Source organism: Herbaspirillum chlorophenolicum (assembly GCF_001189955.1).
GTDB classification, from domain to species: domain Bacteria; phylum Pseudomonadota; class Gammaproteobacteria; order Burkholderiales; family Burkholderiaceae_D; genus Herbaspirillum; species Herbaspirillum chlorophenolicum.
Genome location: NZ_LFLT01000005.1, coordinates 11,825 through 33,669 on the forward strand (window position 1 = coordinate 11,825; position 21,845 = coordinate 33,669).

A 21,845-nucleotide genomic window follows, 5' to 3' on the forward strand; every position below is an offset into this window, starting at 1 on the left:
TCAAACCGAAGCCAGCAGCGCCACGTAGCGCCGCGTGACTTCCTCCAGATCGCTGCCGACCAGCGGGAACTCGATGGCCCGCTGTATCCCCTTGGGAAAGTGCGACAGCAATGTCGGCCAATGCGCGTCCTGCGCCTCCAGCGGCACCGCCTTCAACTTGCCCTTGTCTTCACGCACTCCCTTGCAATGCACATAGCGCACATGCGGCGCCAGCGTGCGCGCCGCCAGCTCAGGGTCGATGCCGTGCCAGCGCCAGTTGCCCATATCGAAGGTCATACCGAAGGCATAACCGTTTCCGGTGCACAGCGAAAGGAAACTGACGATAGGCTCCAGCCTGCCGCCCTGCGCGGTCTGGTCGTTTTCCAGCAGCACCTCGACCGGCGCCTTTGAAACGTAACGCAACAACGCCTGCAAATCACTGGCTGCCGAGAAATGGCCAAGCGAAACCTTCAGGTAACGCGCCCCCACCTCTTCCGCTTCGGTCATGGCGAGATCGATCGCCGCCCGATCGAACTTGCCGTCTGCGCCGAACAACTCGAACGGCACCGAGTAGACCGAGAACAGCTTGCGCTGCGCGATCAGCGCCCGCAAGGCCGGCAAATCCTCAGGACCGTCGAACAGCTCGCGCCGGATTTCCAGTCCGGCCGCGCCGGCCCCGGCCACTATATGCACCAGGTCGGCATGGCCGACGCGGCGCACCAGGTCGGCCCCGTAAGCGGATGCGGCAACCAGGACGGGAGTCATTTGACCGAACCCGCGCCGATGAACTGCCGGGCTTCAGGCGTCTGCGGATCGGCGAAGAACTCCTTCGACGGCCGCGCCTCCCACACCCGGCCCTGATGCATGAAGACGGTCAGGTCTGCCACGCGGCGAGCGAATTCCATTTCGTGCGTAACCAGCAGCATGGTCATGCCGCCGCGCGCCAGCTCTTCCATTACCTTCAGCACCTCGACCGTCAATTCGGGGTCCAGCGCCGACGTCACTTCGTCGAACAGCATCACCTGCGGCTCCATCGCCAGCGAACGCGCGATCGCCACACGTTGCTGCTGGCCGCCGGAAAGCTGCTCGGGATAGGCGTCGCGCTTGTGCTCCAGCCCGACCTGCTTCAGCACCTTGAGGGCGGTCTCTCGGCTGGTTTCGGTGGCGATCTTCTTGACGATGCGCGGCGAGAGCATGATGTTCTCCTCCACCGTCAGGTGCGGGAACAGGTTGTAGTGCTGGAACACCATGCCCACATCCTTGCGCAGCTCGATCAGGTGCTCATGCTTGTTGGTCAGCTTGTGCCCGGCCACGGTAATGCTGCCGCCGTCGATGCTTTCCAGGCCGTTGATGCAACGGAGCATGGTGCTCTTGCCGGAGCCGCTGCGGCCGATGATCGCCACCACCTGGCCGCGTTCGACCGACAGCGAGATGCCGTTGAGAACCTGGTTGCTGCCAAAGCTCTTGGTGATGTTCTCAATCTCAACGATGGGCATGTAATTTCCTCTCTAAGGCAAAGCTGAATCGCGACAGCGGATAACAGAATACGAAATAAATGGCGGCGACGACAGGGAACACCAGGAACGGCTGGAAGGTCGCGTTGCTGACCAGCTTGCCGGCCTGGGCCAGTTCCACCAGACCGATGATGGACGCGATCGAGGTGTTCTTGACGATCTGCACCAGGAAGCCCACGGTGGGCGGCAGCGAGATGCGCATGGCCTGCGGCAGGATCACGTAGCGCAACTGCTGCCAGCGCGTCATCGCCAGCGCGGTCGACGCCTCCCACTGCGGCACCGGCACGGCCTCGATGCAGCCGCGCCAGATCTCGCCCAGGTAGGCGCTGGAATAAATCGTCATGGCGATGGTCGCCGCCACCATCGGCGGCAGCTTGTAGCCGAAGATCGCCAGCCCGTAAAACGACAGGAACAGGATGATCAGCACCGGCGTGCCCTGGATGATCTGGATGTAGACCGCCGAGATGAAACGCAGCGCCTGGATATGCGAAGTGCGCATCAGGGCCACGATGAAGCCGGCAATGCCGCCGCCCACAAAGGCCAGCGCCGAGAGCAGCAGCGTCCACTGCGCCGCTTCCAGCAGGAACAGGAACTGGTCGAAGGAAAATTCTGAAAGCATTACATCCTCCTCGGACGGGGAACGCCCAGACGGCGGCGACGTTTGAACACGACCAGGCCGATCAACCAGAAGGCCAGGCGGAAGAGCAGCGCCAGCGCGATGTAGAGGAACATCACCACCAGGTAGATCTCGAAGCTGCGGAAGGTCTCGGCGTCAAGCAGGTTGGCGGTAGCCGTCAGCTCCTCGGCCGAGATCGCCGACACGATACTGGAGGCCAGCATCATCAGCGTGAACTGGCTGGCCAGCGCCGGGTAGACCTTCTCCAGCGCGGGCGTGAGCACCACATGGCGGATCACCTGCCCGCGCGTCATGGCCAGCGCTTGCGCCGCCTCGATCTGCGAAGGATGGATCGCCATCATGCCGGCGCGCACGATCTCGGTGGAATAGGCGCCGAGGTTGACCGTCATCGCCACCAGCGCGGCGATGTTGGCGTCGACCTGCACCCCGATGGAAGGCAAGCCGAAGAAAATGATGAACAACTGGACCAGGAACGGCGTGCTGCGGATCAGCTCTACATAGGAGGTCACCGCGAAACGGGCCGGCGCCGAACCGTGAATGCTCACGATCGCCCCGAAGATCCCCACCGCCAAACCGCAGATCATCGACAGCGCGCTCAACCGGATGGTGAGCAGCGCGCCCATCAGCAACTGGTCGAGATGCTGAAAGATGAACGCGAACTGAAATTCATAATGCATTGTGTGCTCCTTGCCTTGCGCCGTTGTCGCCCCTGCGAAGGCAGGGGCCCAGCGGCGTTGGATGCTTCGGCAACCGTAATAAAGAGACTAAGTCCCTGCCTTCGCAGGGACGATACTTCTTTGGAACCGGATACCTTGGTTTAGAACACTGGCAGGTTCGGCAGCGGACCGGCCCACTTGCGCGAGATCGCATCCAGCTCGCCGTTCAGCTTGACGTAGTAGATGAAGTTGTTGAGCCATTGCTGCAGTTCATAGGAACCCTTGCGCACGGTCATCGAGTTCGGCTGCACCGAGTACGGGAACTTGACTTCGATCTTGCCCTGGCCGCGCGTCTTCACGATTTCGGTCGCCATGGTGTTGGGGATCGAGATCGCATCGACCTGGTTGGACAGCAATGCCTGGGTCACGGTGGAGTCATCCTCGAAGCGGACCAGCACGGTGCCCGGAGGCGCCAGACGGGTCAGTGCGGTGTCGTTGGTGCTGCCGCGCGAAACACCGACTTTCTTCTTCACCAGATCTTCCAGCTTCTTGTAGTTGGAACCGACCGGACCGACGATGGACAGCTCGAAGCCGCTGTAGGGGATCGTGAACAGCACCGCCTTGGCGCGTTCCGGCGTCGGCGCCAGGGTCGCGGCCAGCATGTCGACCTTGCCCGACTCCAGCGCCGGGATACGGGCCGGCGGCACCAGCGGCACGATTTCGACCGGCAGGCCGAGGTACTTGCCGATCAGGTTGGCCACATCGACGTCGTAGCCAATCGGCGTGCCCTTGGCATCGACACTGCCGAACGGCGGCGTGCCGCTCACCACGCCGATGGTGATCTTGCCCTTCTTGGTCAGCTCGGCGATGCTCTGCGCACCGGCGCTGGCCGCGCCGGCGACCGCACAGGTCGCGGCCAGGGTCAGCGCGATGAATTTCGCATTCAATAATTTTTTAATCATACTCATGACTCATCTCCTTATCGTCGCCGCTTGCCATCCGCAGATAGGCAATGCCGGCGGCGGTCCTCATCAACAAAGGCTTGCGCCCACTTTTTTTACTGCATCAACAATACTTGGAACCCGCTCAACGCCTCGCCGCTGTCGTTCCAACGCTCTTTCAAGCGCTTAGAAAACCGGCAGGTCAGGCAAAGGTGAGCCGGTCCATTTATGGGCAATAGCTTCCAGCTCGCCGTTGATCTTCACGTAATAGATGAAATTGTTGAGCCATTGCTGCAGTTCATACGAACCCTTGCGCACGGTCATCGAATTCGGCTGCACCGAATAGGCGAATTTGAGTTCGATCTTGCCGGCGCCACGCGTCTTGATGATTTCATGCGCCATCGTGCTGGGAATCGAGATCGAATCCACCTGGTTGCTGAGCAAGGCCTGGGTCACGGTCGAATCGTCTTCGAAACGGACCAGCACGGTCCCCGGAGGCGCCAGGCGCGTCAGCGCCGTATCGCTGGTGCCGCCGCGATTGACGGCAATTTTCTTTTTCTCCAGATCGGCCAGCGACTTGAACTTGGAATTGACCGGCGCCACCACCGCCAGCTCGAATGCACTGTAGGGAATGGTAAACAGCACCGACTTGGCGCGTTCAGGCGTCGGCGCAAGTGTGGCGACCAGGAAATCGACCTTGCCCGATTCCAGCGCAGGAATACGCGCCGGCGGCGTCAGCGGCACGATTTCAACCTGCAGGCCCATATATTTGCCAATCAGGTTGGCCACATCGATGTCGTATCCGATCGGCACGCCCTTGGCATCAACGCTGCCAAATGGCGGCGTGCCGCTAACGACGCCAATAGCGACCTTGCCTTTCTTCGTCAGCTCGGCAATGCTCTGCGCGTTCGCTTGCATGGATGCCAGCATGGCGCAACCGGCCAACATGGCAGCGAGGAATCTTGCGTGAATCAGCCCTTTAATACGCATGGTGCTTGTCTCCTGGTAGTCACTGCTCTGCTGTCGCGGCAGTGTTTTTGTCAAAATCCTTCAGTCTGGATGACTGCTGCATTTTTCTATTTCAACTACTGAAACCACCTCCAACATTCCGGCGCCGTATTTTTCAGGTACCGGTTCCAAAAAGCGACGCATTCACGGCGCTGCATGTCCTGTCGCGACAGGTGCGGTCGAACCGCGCCTGACCAGCCGCCCATCCAGCAGAATCTCCTTGCGCCCCGAGCGCTCGCCATTGATACGAACCAGCAGACGCTCGATCGCCGTGAAGCCGATTTCATAAGTAGGCTGCTCGATGGTGCTGATGCCGGCCCCCACCAATGGCGACCAGGCAAGTTCATCGAAGCACAGCAAGCCGATGTCCTCCGGGAAACGCAATTTCATGCTCTGCAGCGCCAGCGCGATCTGCAGCGACACCATGCCGTTGCCGGCCAGGATGGCAATGCGGCCGCCACCGTTGCGGCGACGCAGGAAAAACTCATGCAACACCGTCGCCGTATGCCCCGGCTGGTCGATATGCACTTCCAGCGTCTCGCCATGGCAATCCGGCCTCCTATTCATGGCCTGCAAAAAACCTGCCTGGCGCCCCTGGCGCGAACTCACGCCATACAGCGGCTGCACTACCAGGGCGATATCGGTATAGCCCTGCTCCAGCAAATGGGATGTCGCCAATTGCGCGGCACTGACGTTGTCCAAGCCGACCAGGTCGAAATCGCAGCCTTCGACGCGGCGGTCCAGCAGCACCACCGGAAACGCAGCCTGTCCCAGCTCCTTGAGCGGCGTCACATTGCGACCTTGCGTATTGAACAGCAGGCCTTCCACGCTGTAGGAATGCAATGCCGCCAGCGATTGCTTCTCGCGCTGCTCATCGTTGCCGGTATTGCACAGCATCAGCGTGTAGCCATACTTCTGACACGCAGCTTCGGCGCCGTGCAGCACCGCCACCGAATATGGATTGAGGATGTCGGCCACCAGCATGCCGATCAGCCGGGTGCGCCCGCCCTTCAAGCCGCGCGCCATCTGGCTGGGCTGGTAGCCCAACCGGGCGATGGTCGTGCCGATCTGGTCGCGCAGGCGCACCGACAGCGCGTCGAACTCGCCGCCGAGAAATCTTGATACGCTGGTTTTCGACACGCCGGCCTCACGCGCAACCTGCGCGATCGTGACCCGCTCAGTGCCTGTCTTTATGCTTTGTCTCACTATTGCCCGCCAAATCAGAGGATCGTTATCGGTCGATTTGTGCTTCCTGGGTTCCGGGCTGCTCAATTGTTTGAATCTTTTGGAACCGGTTCCAAGGTAGCAGCGCAAAAACCGTTTGGCAAACAATTTTCAGATGAAAAATTTGATGGCGAATGGTGAAGCGTTGCTCGTTTTCCGAATATGTACTGACAAGCAATACTCCACGCCCCCTTGCTCCTACACGCAAGACCCCGGGGGAAAGCGTGTGTTGCGGCGCAGTCATGAAACGCCTCCACACCAGGTTTACTTATCCGAAGAACATCGCTGGCACAAAGAAAAAAGCCGCCAGAATGGCGGCTCTTGAGTGTGGACAGAACGCGAACGAGCAAGCGTCGCGGTGCAACAAGGATCAGGCGGCAAGTTGCTCCATATGCTTGCTCACGGCTTCCAGGACAATCCCGCTCACCCCCTCCCCTTGCGTGGCGTCGATATGCGCCAGCAACGCACGGCGCATGCGCGGCTCCCAGAAACGTTTGATGTGTGAGGCCAGGTCCGCCACTGCCTGCTCGTGATCGGGCATGGTCGAAAAAAAGGAACCGATCTGGTTGGCCATCTTGATCAGGTGCTCGGTATTCATGTCGTCCTCCTGCTGTCTTTATCTTTTATCCGGAACGCATCGACTCAACGCAGCCGGTGCGGCCTTGCGTACACCACATGCCCCTGCTTGCGCACGAAACCGAGCAAAGTGACATCGGTCTCCTCCGCCAGCCGGATCGCCAGCGCGGTCGGGGCAGAAATGGCGGCGATAAAACCAATGCCGACCGTCGCCGCCTTCTGCACCATCTCGTAACTGGCGCGACTGGTGATGATGGCGGCCCCCTTGGAAAAGTCTGCGCCATCTTCGGCCAGCGCGCCGATCAGCTTGTCCAGCGCATTGTGGCGGCCCACATCTTCACGCACCAGGGCGATCTTGCCGTCTTCGCCCAGCCAGGCGGCGGCATGGGTGGCGCCAGTGATTTGCTGCAATTGCTGGCCGCCCTGCATCTGTTCCAGCGCGGCATGGATCTGCGCTATCGTGAAGCGCGCTCCTTCATGCGCCACGGCCTTGGGATGGCGCACCGCCTGCTCCAGCGTCTCGGCGCCGCACAGGCCGCAGCCGGTGCGGCCGGTCAGGTTGCGGCGCTTCTCCTTCAGGGCCACAAAACGCTCGGCGGCGATGCGCATCTGCACCTGCACGCCTTCGCAGCCGGGCACGATCTCGCATTCGTACAACTCGCCCGGATCGGCCAGGATGCCTTCGGTCAGCGAGAAACCGAGCGCGAAGTCTTCCAGGTCAGCCGGGGTGGCCATCATCACGGCGTGCGAGATGCCGTTGTATTCCAGCGCGATCGGCACTTCCTCGGCGACGACATCCTCCACCGTCTCGCGCTGGCCGTCGCGCCAGCGGTCGACGGTCACACGGGCGGACGTTGCATATTCGCCGGTGGATTCATCGACGTTGGGGGCTGGAGGGATGCGTGCGTTCATGCTTCTCTGCTATTCAATTCAAAACCAATCAACCACCATCCCGTCGTTCCGGAAAAAATCCGGAACCCAGTGACGTTCGTTATGCGCCGAGGGCCGCTGAACGACGCTGGGTCCTGACTTTCTTCAGGACGACGGGGCGATGGGCAATGCGCCTATTTCGTCACCAGCGGCTCCGCGACCTTCTCTCCCTTCAGCAGGTCAAGCTGTTCACGGTTGAAGCGCTGGTAATGCTGCTGCCATTCGGACGGCTGCGACACCGGCAACACCTGCACCGCCGTCACCTTGTACTCAGGGCAATTGGTAGCCCAGTCGGAGTTGTCGGTGGTGATCACGTTCGCGCCCGATTCCGGGAAGTGGAAGGTGGTGTACACCACGCCCGGCTGCACCTTCTCGGTCACGGTCGCGCGCAGCACCGTCTGCCCGGCGCGCGATTCGATGCCGACCCAATCGCCCTCGCGGATGCCACGGTCTTCGGCATCGTGCGGGTGGATTTCCAGCACGTCTTCGCTGTGCCACTGCGAGTTCTCGGTACGGCGCGTCTGGGCGCCGACGTTGTACTGCGACAGGATGCGGCCGGTGGTCAGGATCAGCGGATAACGCTGGGTCACCTTCTCGTCGGTGGCGAAGTACTGCGTGTTGAGGAACTTGCCCTTGCCGCGGATGAAGCTGCCGATGTGCATGATCGGCGTGCCTTCCGGCGCAGCGTCGTTGCACGGCCACTGGATGCTGCCCAGCTTGTCCAGCTTGGCATAACTGACGCCATGGAAACTCGGCGTCAGCGCGGCGATTTCATCCATGATTTCCGAAGGATGATTGTACGGCATCGGGTAGCCCAGCGCTTCGGCCAGCGCCACCGTCACTTCCCAGTCGGACTTGCCGGCCTTGGCCGGCATCACCTTGCGTACGCGCGAGATGCGGCGCTCGGCGTTGGTGAAGGTGCCGTCCTTCTCCAGGAAAGAGGAACCGGGCAGGAACACGTGCGCGTACTTGGCGGTTTCGTTCAGGAACAGGTCCTGCACCACGATGCATTCCATCGATTGCAGCGCAGCCGCCACGTGCTGGGTGTTCGGATCGGACTGCACGATATCTTCACCTTCGCAGTACAGCCCCTTGAAGCTGCCGTCCAGCGCGGCATCGAACATGTTGGGGATGCGCAAACCCGGTTCCGGATTGAGCGTGACGCCCCACGCCTGCTCGAACTGGCCGCGTACCGTGGAGTCCGAAATATGGCGATAGCCCGGCAGCTCATGCGGGAAGGAACCCATGTCGCACGAACCCTGCACGTTGTTCTGTCCGCGCAGCGGATTCACGCCCACACCCTCGCGGCCGACATTGCCGGTGCACATGGCCAGGTTGGCGATGCCGATCACGGTGGTCGAACCCTGCGCATGCTCGGTCACACCCAGGCCGTAATAGATCGCCGCATTGCCGCCGGTGGCGAACAGGCGCGCGGCGCCGCGAATCGCCTCAGCCGGCACACCGGTGGTTTCGGCCATGGCTTCGGGCGAATTGTCCGGACGCAGCACAAAGGCTTTCCAGTCCTCGTACGATTTCACGTCGCAGCGCTCCCGGATGTAATCCTCCTTCTGCAAGCCTTCCGACAGGATGGCATGCGCCAGCGCAGTGATGATCGCGGTATTGGTGCCGGGACGCAGCTTCAAGTGGTAGTCGGCCTGCACGTGCGGCGACTTCACCATCTCGGTGGTGCGCGGGTCGATCACGATCAGCTTGGCGCCCTGCCGCAAGCGACGCTTGATCTGCGAGGCGAACACCGGGTGGCCCGAGGCCGGGTTGGCGCCCATGATCATGATCACGTCGGACTTCATCACCGAATCGAAAGTCTGGGTGCCGGCCGATTCGCCCAGCGTCTGCTTCAGGCCGTAGCCGGTAGGCGAATGGCAGACGCGCGCGCAGGTATCGACGTTATTGTTGCCGAAGGCGGCACGCACCAGCTTCTGCACCAGGTAGGTTTCTTCGTTGGTGCAACGCGAGGACGTGATGCCGCCGATAGAATCCTTGCCATGCTTGGCCTGGATGCGGCGGAACTCGCTGGCGGCATAGGAGAGCGCCTCCTCCCACGACACTTCCTGCCACGGATCGCTGATGCTCTTGCGGATCATCGGATTGAGGATGCGGTCCTTGTGGGTCGCATACCCCCAGGCGAAGCGGCCCTTCACGCACGAGTGCCCGTGGTTGGCCTGGCCATCCTTCCAGGGCACCATGCGCACCACTTCATTGCCCTTCATCTCGGCCTTGAAGGCGCAACCGACGCCGCAATAGGCGCAAGTGGTGACCTTGCTGTGCTCGGCCTGGCCCAGCATGATCACGGTCTTTTCTGTCAGCGTCGCGGTCGGGCAAGCTTCCACGCAAGCGCCGCAGGAGACGCATTCCGATTCCATGAAGCTGTCCATCTGCCCGGCCGAAACGCGCGACTCGAAGCCGCGGCCGTTGATGGTCAATGCGAAGGTGCCTTGCGTCTCTTCGCAGGCGCGCACGCAACGGTTGCAGACGATGCACTTGGACGGGTCGTAGGTGAAGTAGGGGTTGGATTCATCCTTCTTCATCTCGAGGTGGTTCTCGCCCTCGTAGCCGTAGCGCACTTCGCGCAGGCCGACCGCGCCAGCCATGTCCTGCAGTTCGCAGTTGCCGTTGGTCGGGCAGGTCAGGCAGTCCAGCGGGTGGTCGGAGATGTAGAGCTCCATCACGCCGCGCCGGATCTCGGCCAGCTTGGGGGTCTGCGTCTGCACTTTCATGCCGCTTTCGCAAGGTGTGGTGCAAGAGGCCGGATAGCCCTTCATCTTGCGGCCGTCCTTGCCTTCGATTTCGACCAGGCACAAGCGGCAGGAGCCAAAGGGCTCCAGGCTGTCGGTAGCGCACAGCTTGGGCACGTTGACGCCGGCCTCGACCGCCGCGCGCATGACCGATGTGCCGGCCGGCACGGTAACCGCGACGCCGTCGATCTCCAGCGTGACTTCCTGTTCCGAGACACGCGCCGGCGTGCCGTAATCCGTTTCATTGAGCTGGTTCATGGTGCAACTCCTTACGATTCGATGCAGAGGTCAGGCAGCCTTTTCGCTGGGCGTGCCAAAGTCTTCCGGGAAATGGTTGAGCGCGGACAGCACCGGGAACGGCGTCATGCCGCCCATGGCGCACAGCGAGCCGTTGACCATGGTGTCGCACAGGCTGCGCAGCAGATGGATCTGCTGCGGCCGGTCCTGGTTGGCGACGATCTTGTCGATCACTTCCACGCCGCGCGTGGAGCCGATCCGGCACGGGGTGCACTTGCCGCAGGATTCCACCGCGCAGAATTCCATCGCGTAGCGCGCCTGCCTGGCCATGTCGACCGTATCGTCGAAGACCACCAGGCCGCCGTGGCCGATCATGGCGCCGATGGCGGCGAAGGCTTCATAGTCCAGCGGCGTATCGAACTGGCTCTGCGGCATGTAGGCGCCCAGCGGGCCGCCCATCTGCACGGCGCGGATCGGCCGGCCGCTTTCGCTGCCGCCGCCGAAGTCTTCCAGCAGCTGGCGCAGCGTCAGGCCGAAAGCCTTCTCCACCAGTCCGCCATGTTTGATGTTGCCGGCCAGCTGGAACGGCAGCGTGCCGGCCGAGCGGCCTACGCCATAGTCCTTGTAGAACTGGGCGCCGCGCGCCAGGATGATGGGCACCGAGGCCAGCGAGATCAGGTTGTTGATCACCGTCGGCTTGCCGAACAAACCCTCCAGCGCCGGCAGCGGCGGCTTGGCGCGCACCACGCCGCGCTTGCCTTCGATGCTCTCCAGCATGGCGGTCTCTTCACCGCAGATGTAGGCGCCGGCACCCTTGCGCACTTCCAGCCGGAAGGATTTTCCGGAGCCCAGGATGTTGTCGCCCAGGTAGCCCTTCTCCGTGGCGATGGCGATTGCCTGGGTCAATGTAGCGATGGCATGCGGATATTCCGAGCGCACATAGATGTAGCCCTCGGTCGCGCCGACCGCGATGGCGGCGATGGTCATGCCTTCGATCAGCATGAAAGGATCGTCCTCCATCACCATACGATCGGAGAAGGTGCCGGAGTCGCCCTCATCGGCATTGCACACCACATACTTCTGCGATGCCTTGGCACCGGCTACGGTCTTCCATTTGATGCCGGTCGGAAACGCCGCACCGCCGCGCCCGCGCAGGCCGGAATCGAGCACCTGCTGCACCACCGACTCAGGCGTCATGGCCAGCGCATTCTTCAGGCCGACATAGCCTTCATAAGCGAGATAGTCGTCCAGCGACAGCGGATCGGTGACGCCCACGCGCGCGAAAGTCAGGCGCTCCTGGTTCTTCAGGTAAGCAATATCTTCGGTTACCCCCTGATGGAGCGCATGCGCTCCGCCGGCCAGGAAACCCGCATCGAACAGGCCCGGCACGTCGCTCATGTCAACAGGCCCGTAAGCCACGCGGCCGGCATCGGTCGCCACTTCCACCAGCGGCTCCAGCCAGAACATGCCACGCGAGCCGTTGCGCACCAGCTTGACCTTCACGCCGCGCTTGCCGGCTTCGGTGGCGATGGCGGCAGCCACGTCATTGGCGCCCAAGGCGAGCGCGGTGGAATCGCGCGGCACATAGACGGTGATGGTGTTCAGAGTCTGGGTATTCATCATGCCCCTCGCTTGGCCTGCACCAGGAGCTGGAATTTATCGGCGCCCACACATGCATGCAAATCGTCATCGATCATGATGTTGGGGCCGCAGGCGCATTGCCCCAGGCAATACACCGGCTCCAGCGTAAACTGGCCATCGGCCGTGGTTTCATGGAAACCGCAACCGAGCAGATCCTGCGCATGCCCGGCCAGCGCGTCGGCGCCGCGCGCCTGGCACGCCTCGGCGCGGCACACCTGCACCACGTGCTTGCCTGGCGGCTGCTGGCGGAAGAAATGGTAGAAGGAAACCACGCCGTGCACTTCCGCGCGCGAAACGTTGAGCTCATCGGCGATCATCGGCACTGCGTCCGATGGAATATAGCCGACCTTCTCCTGGATACCGTGCAGGATGGGCAGCATGGCGCCCGCCATCCTTTTTCGTTCGGCGATGATGCTGCGCACCGCCGCTACATCGAAGTCTTGTTGCCTGTTCATTGAAGTCTCCTGCCTCGCTGTGAAACGCCGCCGTTCGTTGCGAATCTTGTTATCGGCGCTTCGGGAACAAATGAAACCGGGTACGGCGCGCACCTCAAGGCGGCGCGGCCTGCTTGAAACGCATCATTCTGGGAAGCTCGGAAAGGACGGGGAGAAAAGGCATGCCCGCTGGAAATGCCAGCAAATGCTGCGCCACCGGGCCACTGTCGATGGCCGCGCGAATGGATACAGCCGGTCTCCGTTTATGCATGTTCTCCCTGCCTTTGCGGGTTGGTACAGAACACTGGGAATATGGCGCTCGCCTGTATTGGACAAGCGAATGCCGCTTCTGTTTTTTTGATAGTCTCGCTGACACAACCCGCCTGCGGATCTTCTCCCCTTGCGGGTTGTGTCAGCGGCTTTCGCCGCTGCCGGCGCCGTCGCAGGCGCCGGATACTGCTTGCTGCTTCAAGTCCCGATCAACGGAACAGCACGGCCGATTTCTGCAGCGTCAGCGTCACGCCCCAGATCAGCGGGATGCCCACTGCCAGCCAGGCCAGCGCGATCACCACCGGATTGCCGCCGGTACCGATCTTGGACATGTCGCCCGACGAAGCAGTCGTGACTGCTTCGGCTGCCGACTTTTCGTGCGCCAGCTGCTTCTCGCGCGCCAGTTCTTCAGGCGTCATGAAGTGCTTGGCGGCAACCGGACGGATCAGCAGGTTACAGATCAGGCCCAGCACCAGCATGCCGGCCAGGATGTACATCGTGGTGTTGTAGACCGACTCGCGCGGCATGCCCAGCGACAACTGGTATTCACGCATGTAGTTCACCACCACCGGGCCCAGGATGCCGGCAGTCGCCCATGCGGTCAGCAAGCGGCCATGGATCGCTCCCACCATCTGGGTACCGAACAAGTCCGCCAGATAAGCCGGCACGGTAGCAAAGCCACCGCCATACATCGACAGGATGATGCAGACCGCTCCGACGAACAGGGCGATGCTGCCCGCCTTGGCCGACCACGGCAGGCTTACGTACAGCACGAAGCCCAGCACGAAGAAGATGACGTAAGTCATCTTGCGGCCGAAGAAGTCGGAACACGAAGCCCAGGCGAAACGGCCGCCGATGTTGAACAGGCTGATCAGGCCGGTAAAGCCCGCAGCCAGCGCGGCGATGGCCGTCTTCTGTTCCGGCGACAGGTCGTTGAAGCCGACGTTCACACCCAGCAGGTGACCGCCGAAGACTTCCTGCAGCATCGGCGAAGCGATGCCGATCACACCGATACCCGCCGACACGTTCAGGCACAGCACCAGCCACACCAGCCAGAACTGCGGGATACCCCAGACCTTGGAGACGTGCACGTGGTTCTGGGTGATCATGGTGTTGTTGGTGGCGGCCGGCGGCGTCCAGCCGGCCGGCTTCCAGCCCGAAGGCGGAACGCGGTAGCCGAAGGCGCCTGCCATCATGAACACGAAGTAGATCACGGCCATGGCGACGAAGGTTTCCCACACGCCGACCGAGGTCGGGGTGGCGAATTTCTTCATCAACATGTCGGCCAGCGGGCTACCGACCAGTGCGCCGCCGCCGAAGCCCATGATGGCCATACCGGTGGCCATGCCGCGACGGTCGGGGAACCACTTGATCAGGGTCGAGACGGGCGAGATATACCCCAAGCCCAGCCCGACGCCGCCAATCACGCCGGAGCCCAGCCACATCAGCCACAGCTGGTGGGTCTTGACGCCGACGGCCGAGATCAGCAGGCCGCCGCACCAGCACAGGGCTGCCACGACACCGGCCTTGCGCGGGCCGGCGTGTTCCAGCCAGCCGCCCCAGATCGCGGCGGAAATGCCGAGCAGGACGAAGAACATGGTGTACATCCAGCCGAGCATGGAGATTTTCCAATCACAGCCGGATGAGAAGATTTGCGCGAAGAAGCCGACATCGGCACCGCAAGCGATCGGCGCGGTCACGCCCAGGGCCTTGGACAGCGGTAGCCAGAATACGGAAAAGCCGTAGGCCATGCCGATACAAAGGTGGATTGCAAGCGCAGCCGGCGGCACCAACCAACGGTTGAAGCCGGGCTTGGCGACCGTATGTTCCTTGTTCAGGAAATCGAAAGCCATTATTCCTCCGAATAATTATGATGATGTGGATCGGGCGGGAGGTCGTTGCAAAGCCGGTAGGATCGGCAAGCCAATCCATCTTTGCAATAATGCTCCTCCCTGTTTATATATGTACAACGCTACATATATTTTTTATCATTTATGTAGGCTGCACGGAAATTATCACCTAAAAACGGTGGGTTCAATATGCTATATTTTTCATAAATGTATAAAGTCCACATCAAACCGCACTGGGAAATCGCCTACGACAACGAGGCCCCGCTCGATACGGCCAACCTGCTCACGCTGCTGACCGCGATCCAGCAAAGCGGCTCGATCGCGCAAGCCTCGCAGCAGATCCGTTATTCGTACCGGCATGCGTGGGGGCTGCTGCGCGACGCCGAACGCATCTTCGGCAATCACCTGATCGACAGCGGCCGCGGACGCGGCACCACCCTCACCCCCTTCGCCAACAAATTGCTATGGGCCGACCGCCTGGTGACGGCGCGCCTGTCGCCCACGCTGGACAGCCTGGCGTCGGAACTGGAAATCGAACTGGGCAAGACGGTGGAAGGCAAATCGGAAACGGTGCGCCTGAACGCCAGCCACGGTTTCGCGGTGGCCGCGTTGCTGGGCAAGATCAATGAGGCGCGGCTGCCGGTGGAAGTGCGCTACCGCCACAGCACTGACGCCGTGGCCGCGCTGTCGCGCCAGGAGTGCGACCTGGCCGGCTTTCATGTGCCGCTGGGTGAGTTCGAGCGTCCGGCAATCGCCACCTACGCCAAATGGCTCAACAAGCGCAGCGACTGCCTGATCCATCTGGCAGTCCGCAGCCAGGGCCTGTTTGTGGAGCCGGGCAATCCCAAGAATGTGCAATCGCTGGCCGACCTCACGCGCAACGACCTGCGCTTCGTCAACCGCGAGGCAGGTTCAGGCACACGCATGCTGCTGGAGCTGATGCTGTCGGGTGCCGGCATCGCCCACAAGAAGATCAACGGTTTCGAGAACACCGAATTCACGCACTCGGCAGTAGCGGCCTTCATCGCCAGCGGCATGGCCGACGTCGGCTTCGGTGTGCAGACTGCTTCCCAGCGCTTCGGACTGGAATTCATCCCGCTGGTGCGCGAACGCTATTTCTTCGCGCTGCCGGCAGCGTCGTTGCACGATCCGCTGATCCGCGCGGTGATCGACATCCTGCAATCGGACTCCTTCCGCACCGTGGTCAACAACCTGGCCGGTTACGACGCCACCGACACCGGCAAGATCCTGACGCTGAAAGAAGCCTTCGGCTGAGCTTGCCGGCTCATACAGTCATGGCCGGTGCGTTCACATCCAGCTTTTTTTGCAAGAAGCGCACGCATTCGCGCACCTTGGCCGAGTTCTTCAGCTGCAGCGGATAGACCGCGCACAGGTCGGCTTCCTGATAGTACTGCGGCAAGATGCGCACCAGCCGGCCGCGCTTCAAGCTCTCGGCCACATCCCAGATCGACCGCAAGATGATGCCGTGGCCGTCCACCGCCCACTGGTGGATGATCTCGCCGTGGTTGGACGCCAGCCCGCCCGATACCTTGACGGTCTCCTGCCCCTTGGGGCCCATCATGCGCCAGATGCCGAAGGACTGGTTGCGCTCGCGGATCACCAGGCACTGGTGCTGGCGCAATGCGGCCAGGTCGGCCGGCAAGCCATTGCGCTTGAGGTAATCCGGACTGGCGCACAGTACGCGCTGGCTGGGCATGATGCGCTTGGAAAACAGGTGCGGCTCATGCCCCGGCCCGACGCGGATATCGAGGTCGAAGCCTTCATTGACCAGGTCGATCTGGCGGTCCACCAGCTCCAGCTGGATCTTCAGCTCCGGATGCAGCGCCGCGAATTCCGACAGGATCGGCGAGACGTACTTGCGGCCCAGGCCAAAGCTGGTGCTGATCTTCAGCAGTCCGCGCGGCACGCGCTTGGCGCTGCTCACCGTCTCCATCATCTGCTCGACATCATCGAGGATCTTGCGCGCCCAGTCATGGACGTTGCCGCCCTCCTCCGTCATCACCACGCTGCGCGTGGTGCGATGGAACAGGCGTACGCCCAATGCTTGCTCCAGCAGGGCGATGCGCTTGCTGATGTAGGCCGGGGAAGCGCCGACCTCTTTGGCCGATTCGGCAAAGCTGCTGCGGCGGGCCACGACGCAAAACAAGCGCAGGTCTTCAAGCAAGGGGGAATTGTTCACGGTTCGTAGCGGATTGGATCAACGATGCGTAGATTATAGCCACGCATCTCCATTGCTACGATCCGCCCTGCAGGCGACGCCGTATCACGTCGAACTCGGGCGTGGCTTTGCGCTTGACCGGATCGGACAAGCCTTTTTCCTGGGCATCCCAGTAAGCCCAGGGTACCTTCCCTTTGCCCAACTCATAGTCCATAGCATCCCAATTGTCTTCGCGGAACGCATAAAAAGCCCAGTGCACGCCGGCCTGCTGCAGCACAGTCAACACGTCATCGAGATAACGTTCGCAACTGTCGAGCGTGCGGATACAGCCGAACTCGCCGGCCACCATGCGCGACATGGGAATGCCGTGGGTACGCGCCCAGGCCAGCGGCTGCTCAAGATAAGCCGCGACGCGCCTTGCATCCCAATATTGTGCCGCGCCGCCGAAACGGCTGTCGCCGGGATAGCGCAACGGCGGCTTGCGGCGCAGGTTCGTCCCGCTGGTCGTCTCATAGGGTTCGTACATATGGAAGCTGTACAGCGTGCGCGCATCGCCTAGCGGCCCGGGCCAATAGGCAAAAGCGTCGGCCGCCGCGTACCAGCCCGCATCGACCATGATGGGTATATCCGGATCGACTTCACGGATGGCGCGGATCACTTCGGCATAAAAAGCCGGCAGGTCGCGGCCGCTGCCCTTCTGGCCGGCATACCATTGCCGCATGCGTTCGGGCGCCGCATGTTCCGGCAAGCCGCCCATCTTCTCTGGCGCCGGTTCGTTGATCAGGTTATACGCGGCGATGCCCGGCTGCCCGCGCAATGCCTGCGCCAGGTCACGCCAGAAGCGCACGGCATCGCGCCAATGCTGCCGCTCCTGCCAAATCCGGTCGTCGAACTTGCCGCCATTGTTTTGCGACCAGCGCGCATACGGCAGCGATAACGGCGCGATCACCGCTTTCAGGCCCGCCTTCTCTATCCGGCCCAGCACCTCTTTGAGAATAGCCAGGTCGCCTGCGGCTATACCATCGTAGCGATCGGCGTCGCCCAGCAGGAAATCCCGATCCTGCGCATGCCACTTGTCGTAGGAAAGGCGCACCCAATCGGCGCCATGCGCGCGCAATGCATCGAAGTAAGCCTGGTCGGGCGGCAGCCGGTTGAAGCTGTTGGCGCCATGCCGTGGGCTATCCCAGAACTGCATGGGATCGGCGGCAATGGCAGGCGCCACTGTCGCTACCAGGAGCAAAAGAAGGACCAGCAACTGGTTCATCGTGTCGTGCATTGTCTTCATGGTCGGCAAGTTTGCTTGGATAATCGCCATTGGACAGCACCGGGATAACATCGGCGCACGGCAGGGAAACGTATCTGTTCGAGAAATCAATCTTTAATGATGCATGGGACAATATTGAAAATCATATAAAAACAACAAGCCCGCGCACCAGGAGAAATCGCCCCGGCCATTCCTCACCAGGACGAAATGTGGCAGGCTTGCACTATCGCAATTTTTTCGGAGTTTCCAGCATGACCACGACAGACGGCGGGACTGCCCCCCAGGAAGTCCCGCATATCCAGCGCATTGAAGTCAACCAGCTCCAATGCCTGCGCATACAGACCGCCCGGGCCGAGTTGCTGGTGGCCGAACAGGGTGCGCAAGTACTGCGTTACCAGGTGCATGGCCAGGAGCCGGTGATCTGGATGAGTGAAGAGGCCGCATTTGAAGCCGGCAATTCGGTGCGCGGCGGCATTCCCGTCTGCTGGCCGTGGTTCGGCGACCTGATGCGCAACCCGCCGCAGGTGCAGGCGCTGCATTCCGGCGGGCGGCTGCCGGCGCACGGCCTCGTGCGCGGCATCGACTGGCTTCTGCAGGAAAGCGCCATCGAAGGCGACAGCGTGCGATTGGTGCTGGCCATTCCCCCCACCACGGACTCCCCCAGCCTGCGCCACTTGCCTGCCGGCCTGGAGCTGAGCCTGGAAATCCTGCTGGACGACCGCCTGCACCTGAACCTGACCACCCGCAACAACAGCGAACAGCACATCGCCCTGACCCAGGCGCTGCACAGCTACTTTGCCGTGAGCAGCATCCATAACGTGGCGGTGGAAGGCCTGGAAGGGCAGCGCTACATCGAAACGCTGGAAGGCTGGGCCGAGCGCCAGCAAAAACGCGAACTGGTGATCAGCAACGAAACCGACCGCATCTACCTCGACCTGCCGCCCCAATTGGCGATCCGGGACGAGAACTGGAAGCGCCGCATCCGCATCGAAGCCAGCGGCTCGACCTCGGCCATAGTGTGGAACCCGTGGGCCAGCAAGGCGCGCCGCCTCTCCCAATTCGCCGACGACGCCTGGCAGCGCATGCTGTGCATCGAAACCGCCAATGTCATGGAAGACCTGATAGAGCTGGCGCCCGGCGAAGCACACAGCATGGGGGTAGCGATGTGGGCGGAGCAGCTCGGCGACTAGCCCTGACTCTCATGCCCTTGCGAAAGCCCGGCCACGCGCCGGGCTTTTTTCTGTGCCGGTTCCACGCCCCTATTATTCACATATCGTGTTTCATGGAATCACCGATCCGTGCATGATCGCCGCACGAATGCGTTTATGATTTCCCCCAGAGCTTGCCCGCGGGCGCCACATCATCCAGGAGAACAGCATGACAAAAAAACACAAGGTAGCAGTCATCGCCGGCGACGGCATCGGACAGGAAGTGATCCCGGAAGGCTTGCGCTCAGTCGAGGCCGCCAGCAAGAAGTTCGGCATCGAGATCGAATACACCCATTTCGACTGGGCCCACTGTGGCTACTATGAAAAGCACGGCAAGATGATGCCGGACGACTGGTTCGACCAGCTGAAGGGCTTCGAAGCCATCTTCTTCGGCGCGGTCGGCTGGCCGGCCACGGTACCCGACCACGTCTCGCTGTGGGGTTCGCTGCTGAAGTTCCGCCGCGAGTTCGACCTGTACGTCAACTTGCGCCCGGTGCGCCTGATGCCCGGCGTACCCTGCCCGCTGGCCAACCGCAAGCCCGGCGACATCGACTTCTACGTGGTGCGCGAAAACACTGAAGGCGAATATTCCTCCATCGGCGGCCGCATGTATGAAGGCACCGAGCGCGAGACCGTGATCCAGGAATCGGTATTCACCCGCAAGGGCACCGACCGCATCCTCAAGTTCGCCTTCGACCTGGCGCAAAGCCGCCCGAAAAAGCACCTGACCTCGGCCACCAAGTCCAACGGCATCGCCATCACCATGCCCTACTGGGACGAGCGGGTGGAAGCCATGGGCAAGCAGTACCCCGACGTGAGGCGCGACAAGTACCACATCGATATCCTGACCGCCCACTTCGTGCTGAACCCGGACCGCTTCGACGTGGTGGTGGCCTCCAACCTGTTCGGCGACATCCTCTCCGACCTCGGCCCGGCCTGCGCCGGCACCATCGGCATCGCCCCCTCGGCCAACATCAACCCCTCGCGCGAACTGCCTTCGCTGTTCGAGCCGGTGCACGGTTCGGCGCCCGACATTTTCGGCAAGAACATCGCCAACCCCATTGCCACCATCTGGTCGGGTGCGATGATGCTGGACTTCCTCGGCAACGGCGACGCCAAGTACCGGCAGGCGCATGACGCCATCATGGCCGCTGTCGAGCATGTGCTCAAGGAAGGCCCGAAGACCCCCGACCTGGGCGGCAAGGGCGACACCACTTCGGTCGGCAAAGCCATCGCGGCAGCGATCTAAGTCCGATCATGCAGTATCCCGGCGGCTTCCCGGCCGCCGACCAACCGGCAGGCGATCATCCTGCCGGTTCCTTCCGCAGCACCGGCAACGTCCAGCAGCATCCAGTCATCAGCACAACGTTCACACCGCAGCACGCAGTCACCGCGGCGGCATCATGCCGCCCATACAATCAAAAATGACGAGGAGACACAATGAAAACCTGGAAGACCCTGGGCCTGCTTGCCCTGTTTGCACAATTGGCGGCCAGCACGCCCGGATATGCCCAGCAGCAGCCCATCGTGATCAAGTTCAGCCATGTGGTCGCGGCCAACACCTCCAAGGGCAAGGCCGCCGAATATTTCAAGAAGATCGTCGAGGAACGCACCCAGGGCCGGGTCAAAGTGGAGGTCTACCCGAACAGCCAGTTGTACAAGGACAAGGAGGAGCTTGAAGCGCTGCAGATGGGTTCAGTGCAAATGCTGGCGCCGACTTTCGGAAAATTCGGGCCGATCGGCGTGCGCGAGTTCGAAGTGTTCGACTTGCCCTACCTGTTCGACAACATGGAGCAGGCGCAAAGGATCACGCAAGGACCGATCGGCCAGCAACTTCTCAAGAAACTCGATACCAAGGGCATCGTCGGCCTGACCATGCTCGACAGCGGCTTCCTCGACTGGACCTCCAATAAACCCATCGTCAAACCCAATGACATCAAGGGCATGAAGATCCGCATCCAGTCTTCCAAGGTGATCGATGCGCGCACCCGCGCGGTCGGCGCACTGCCGCAGGTGATGGCGTTCTCCGAGCTCTACCAGGGCTTGCAGACCGGCGTGGTGGACGGGCAGGAAAACCCGCCTTCGATTGTCAGCACTTCCAAGCTGTTCGAAGTACAGAAATACCTGACCCTGTCCGAGCATGGCTACCACGGCTATGTGCTGGTGGCCAACAAGCGCTTCTGGGATGGACTGCCGGCGGAGATCAAGCCGCTCATGGACCAGGCCGTCAAGGATACGGCCAGCTACTTCAACAGCAATTCGAAAAAGGAAAACGACGATGCCTTGGAGGAAATCCGCAAGACCGGCAAAACGCAGATCCTGACGATGACGGCACAAGACAAGGATGAATGGCGCAAAGTACAGGCCCCGGTCTACCACGACATGGAAAAGCGCGTGGGAAAACCGCTGATGGAAGAGATCTTCAAGACCATCGGCCGCGATCCTGCCGTGTTGAAGTAAGGCCGTTTGCTTAAGCCTCAACTCCGTCCCCCGTCGTCCCGGCTTTCGTCAGGACGACGGCAATAGTTTTCATCTCAACCGAAT

20 protein-coding genes are annotated in these 21,845 nt (G+C 61.7%); 4 read left to right on the top strand and 16 right to left on the bottom strand.

The features are described from left to right. The 14 genes from AKL28_RS04955 to AKL28_RS05015 all read right to left on the bottom strand — a co-directional run bounded on the left by AKL28_RS04955 (position 1) and on the right by AKL28_RS05015 (position 14,653). On the bottom strand, positions 1 to 744 hold the full coding sequence (locus AKL28_RS04955) for a sugar phosphate isomerase/epimerase family protein (protein ID WP_050466962.1): 744 nt from the start codon (positions 742 to 744) through the stop codon (positions 1 to 3). Further along, positions 741 to 1,475: an amino acid ABC transporter ATP-binding protein gene (locus AKL28_RS04960; RefSeq protein WP_050466963.1), complete on the bottom strand. Its 735-nt coding sequence runs from the start codon at positions 1,473 to 1,475 to the stop codon at positions 741 to 743. The genes AKL28_RS04955 and AKL28_RS04960 overlap by 4 nt, the downstream gene beginning before the upstream one ends. Further along, on the bottom strand, positions 1,462 to 2,112 hold the full coding sequence (locus AKL28_RS04965; protein WP_050466964.1) for an amino acid ABC transporter permease: 651 nt from the start codon (positions 2,110 to 2,112) through the stop codon (positions 1,462 to 1,464). The genes AKL28_RS04960 and AKL28_RS04965 overlap by 14 nt, the downstream gene beginning before the upstream one ends. Continuing rightward, the gene (locus AKL28_RS04970) at positions 2,112 to 2,807 is read right to left on the bottom strand and encodes an amino acid ABC transporter permease (protein WP_050466965.1); all 696 of its coding nucleotides are present in this window, start codon (positions 2,805 to 2,807) and stop codon (positions 2,112 to 2,114) included. Before AKL28_RS04970 ends, AKL28_RS04965 begins: the two co-directional genes overlap by 1 nt. A 140-nt stretch (positions 2,808 to 2,947) precedes the next feature. Further along, the gene (locus AKL28_RS04975) at positions 2,948 to 3,748 is read right to left on the bottom strand and encodes a transporter substrate-binding domain-containing protein (protein WP_082221372.1); all 801 of its coding nucleotides are present in this window, start codon (positions 3,746 to 3,748) and stop codon (positions 2,948 to 2,950) included. Between the two features lie 165 nt (positions 3,749 to 3,913). After that, the gene (locus tag AKL28_RS04980; RefSeq protein WP_050466967.1) at positions 3,914 to 4,717 is read right to left on the bottom strand and encodes a transporter substrate-binding domain-containing protein; all 804 of its coding nucleotides are present in this window, start codon (positions 4,715 to 4,717) and stop codon (positions 3,914 to 3,916) included. Between the two features lie 162 nt (positions 4,718 to 4,879). Beyond that, positions 4,880 to 5,941: a LacI family DNA-binding transcriptional regulator gene (locus AKL28_RS04985; RefSeq protein ID WP_174525377.1), complete on the bottom strand. Its 1,062-nt coding sequence runs from the start codon at positions 5,939 to 5,941 to the stop codon at positions 4,880 to 4,882. A 25-nt stretch (positions 5,942 to 5,966) separates the two neighbouring features. Then, positions 5,967 to 6,203 (bottom strand): hypothetical protein, encoded by a 237-nt coding sequence (locus AKL28_RS24795; RefSeq protein ID WP_169801845.1) that lies wholly within the window; start codon positions 6,201 to 6,203, stop codon positions 5,967 to 5,969. Between the two features lie 126 nt (positions 6,204 to 6,329). After that, the gene (locus AKL28_RS04990; RefSeq protein ID WP_050466968.1) at positions 6,330 to 6,557 is read right to left on the bottom strand and encodes a formate dehydrogenase subunit delta; all 228 of its coding nucleotides are present in this window, start codon (positions 6,555 to 6,557) and stop codon (positions 6,330 to 6,332) included. A gap of 44 nt (positions 6,558 to 6,601) precedes the next feature. After that, positions 6,602 to 7,447 carry a formate dehydrogenase accessory sulfurtransferase FdhD gene (fdhD, locus tag AKL28_RS04995; protein WP_050466969.1) on the bottom strand — a complete coding sequence of 282 codons (846 nt, stop codon included), beginning with the start codon at positions 7,445 to 7,447 and terminating at the stop codon, positions 6,602 to 6,604. Positions 7,448 to 7,599: 152 nt separating this feature from the next. Further along, on the bottom strand, positions 7,600 to 10,476 hold the full coding sequence (gene fdhF / locus AKL28_RS05000) for a formate dehydrogenase subunit alpha (RefSeq protein ID WP_050466970.1): 2,877 nt from the start codon (positions 10,474 to 10,476) through the stop codon (positions 7,600 to 7,602). Positions 10,477 to 10,506: 30 nt separating this feature from the next. Further along, on the bottom strand, positions 10,507 to 12,075 hold the full coding sequence (locus tag AKL28_RS05005; RefSeq protein ID WP_050466971.1) for a formate dehydrogenase beta subunit: 1,569 nt from the start codon (positions 12,073 to 12,075) through the stop codon (positions 10,507 to 10,509). Continuing rightward, positions 12,075 to 12,551, bottom strand: coding sequence for a formate dehydrogenase subunit gamma (locus AKL28_RS05010; RefSeq protein ID WP_050466972.1), 477 nt, complete (start codon positions 12,549 to 12,551; stop codon positions 12,075 to 12,077). Before AKL28_RS05010 ends, AKL28_RS05005 begins: the two co-directional genes overlap by 1 nt. 458 nt (positions 12,552 to 13,009) lie before the next feature. Beyond that, positions 13,010 to 14,653: an OFA family MFS transporter gene (locus AKL28_RS05015; protein WP_050466973.1), complete on the bottom strand. Its 1,644-nt coding sequence runs from the start codon at positions 14,651 to 14,653 to the stop codon at positions 13,010 to 13,012. A gap of 204 nt (positions 14,654 to 14,857) precedes the next feature. Here AKL28_RS05015 and AKL28_RS05020 point away from each other — a divergent pair, with 204 nt between their 5' ends. After that, positions 14,858 to 15,925, top strand: a complete 1,068-nt coding sequence (locus tag AKL28_RS05020) for a substrate-binding domain-containing protein (RefSeq protein WP_050466974.1) — start codon at positions 14,858 to 14,860, stop codon at positions 15,923 to 15,925. Positions 15,926 to 15,935: 10 nt separating this feature from the next. On the opposite strand, the gene AKL28_RS05025 is transcribed toward AKL28_RS05020, so the two are convergent. Both AKL28_RS05025 and AKL28_RS05030 read right to left on the bottom strand, forming a co-directional pair. Next, positions 15,936 to 16,850, bottom strand: a complete 915-nt coding sequence (locus AKL28_RS05025; protein ID WP_050466975.1) for a LysR family transcriptional regulator — start codon at positions 16,848 to 16,850, stop codon at positions 15,936 to 15,938. Between the two features lie 55 nt (positions 16,851 to 16,905). Next, on the bottom strand, positions 16,906 to 18,114 hold the full coding sequence (locus AKL28_RS05030) for a glycoside hydrolase family 5 protein (RefSeq protein ID WP_197091043.1): 1,209 nt from the start codon (positions 18,112 to 18,114) through the stop codon (positions 16,906 to 16,908). A gap of 230 nt (positions 18,115 to 18,344) precedes the next feature. On the opposite strand from AKL28_RS05030, the gene AKL28_RS05035 reads away from it, so the two are divergent. The 3 genes from AKL28_RS05035 to AKL28_RS05045 all read left to right on the top strand — a co-directional run bounded on the left by AKL28_RS05035 (position 18,345) and on the right by AKL28_RS05045 (position 21,761). Next, positions 18,345 to 19,283, top strand: coding sequence for a D-hexose-6-phosphate mutarotase (locus tag AKL28_RS05035; RefSeq protein ID WP_050467081.1), 939 nt, complete (start codon positions 18,345 to 18,347; stop codon positions 19,281 to 19,283). Positions 19,284 to 19,470: 187 nt separating this feature from the next. Further along, on the top strand, positions 19,471 to 20,550 hold the full coding sequence (locus AKL28_RS05040) for a tartrate dehydrogenase (protein WP_050466976.1): 1,080 nt from the start codon (positions 19,471 to 19,473) through the stop codon (positions 20,548 to 20,550). A 191-nt stretch (positions 20,551 to 20,741) separates the two neighbouring features. Further along, positions 20,742 to 21,761 carry a DctP family TRAP transporter solute-binding subunit gene (locus tag AKL28_RS05045; protein WP_050466977.1) on the top strand — a complete coding sequence of 340 codons (1,020 nt, stop codon included), beginning with the start codon at positions 20,742 to 20,744 and terminating at the stop codon, positions 21,759 to 21,761. Positions 21,762 to 21,845 lie beyond the last annotated feature (84 nt).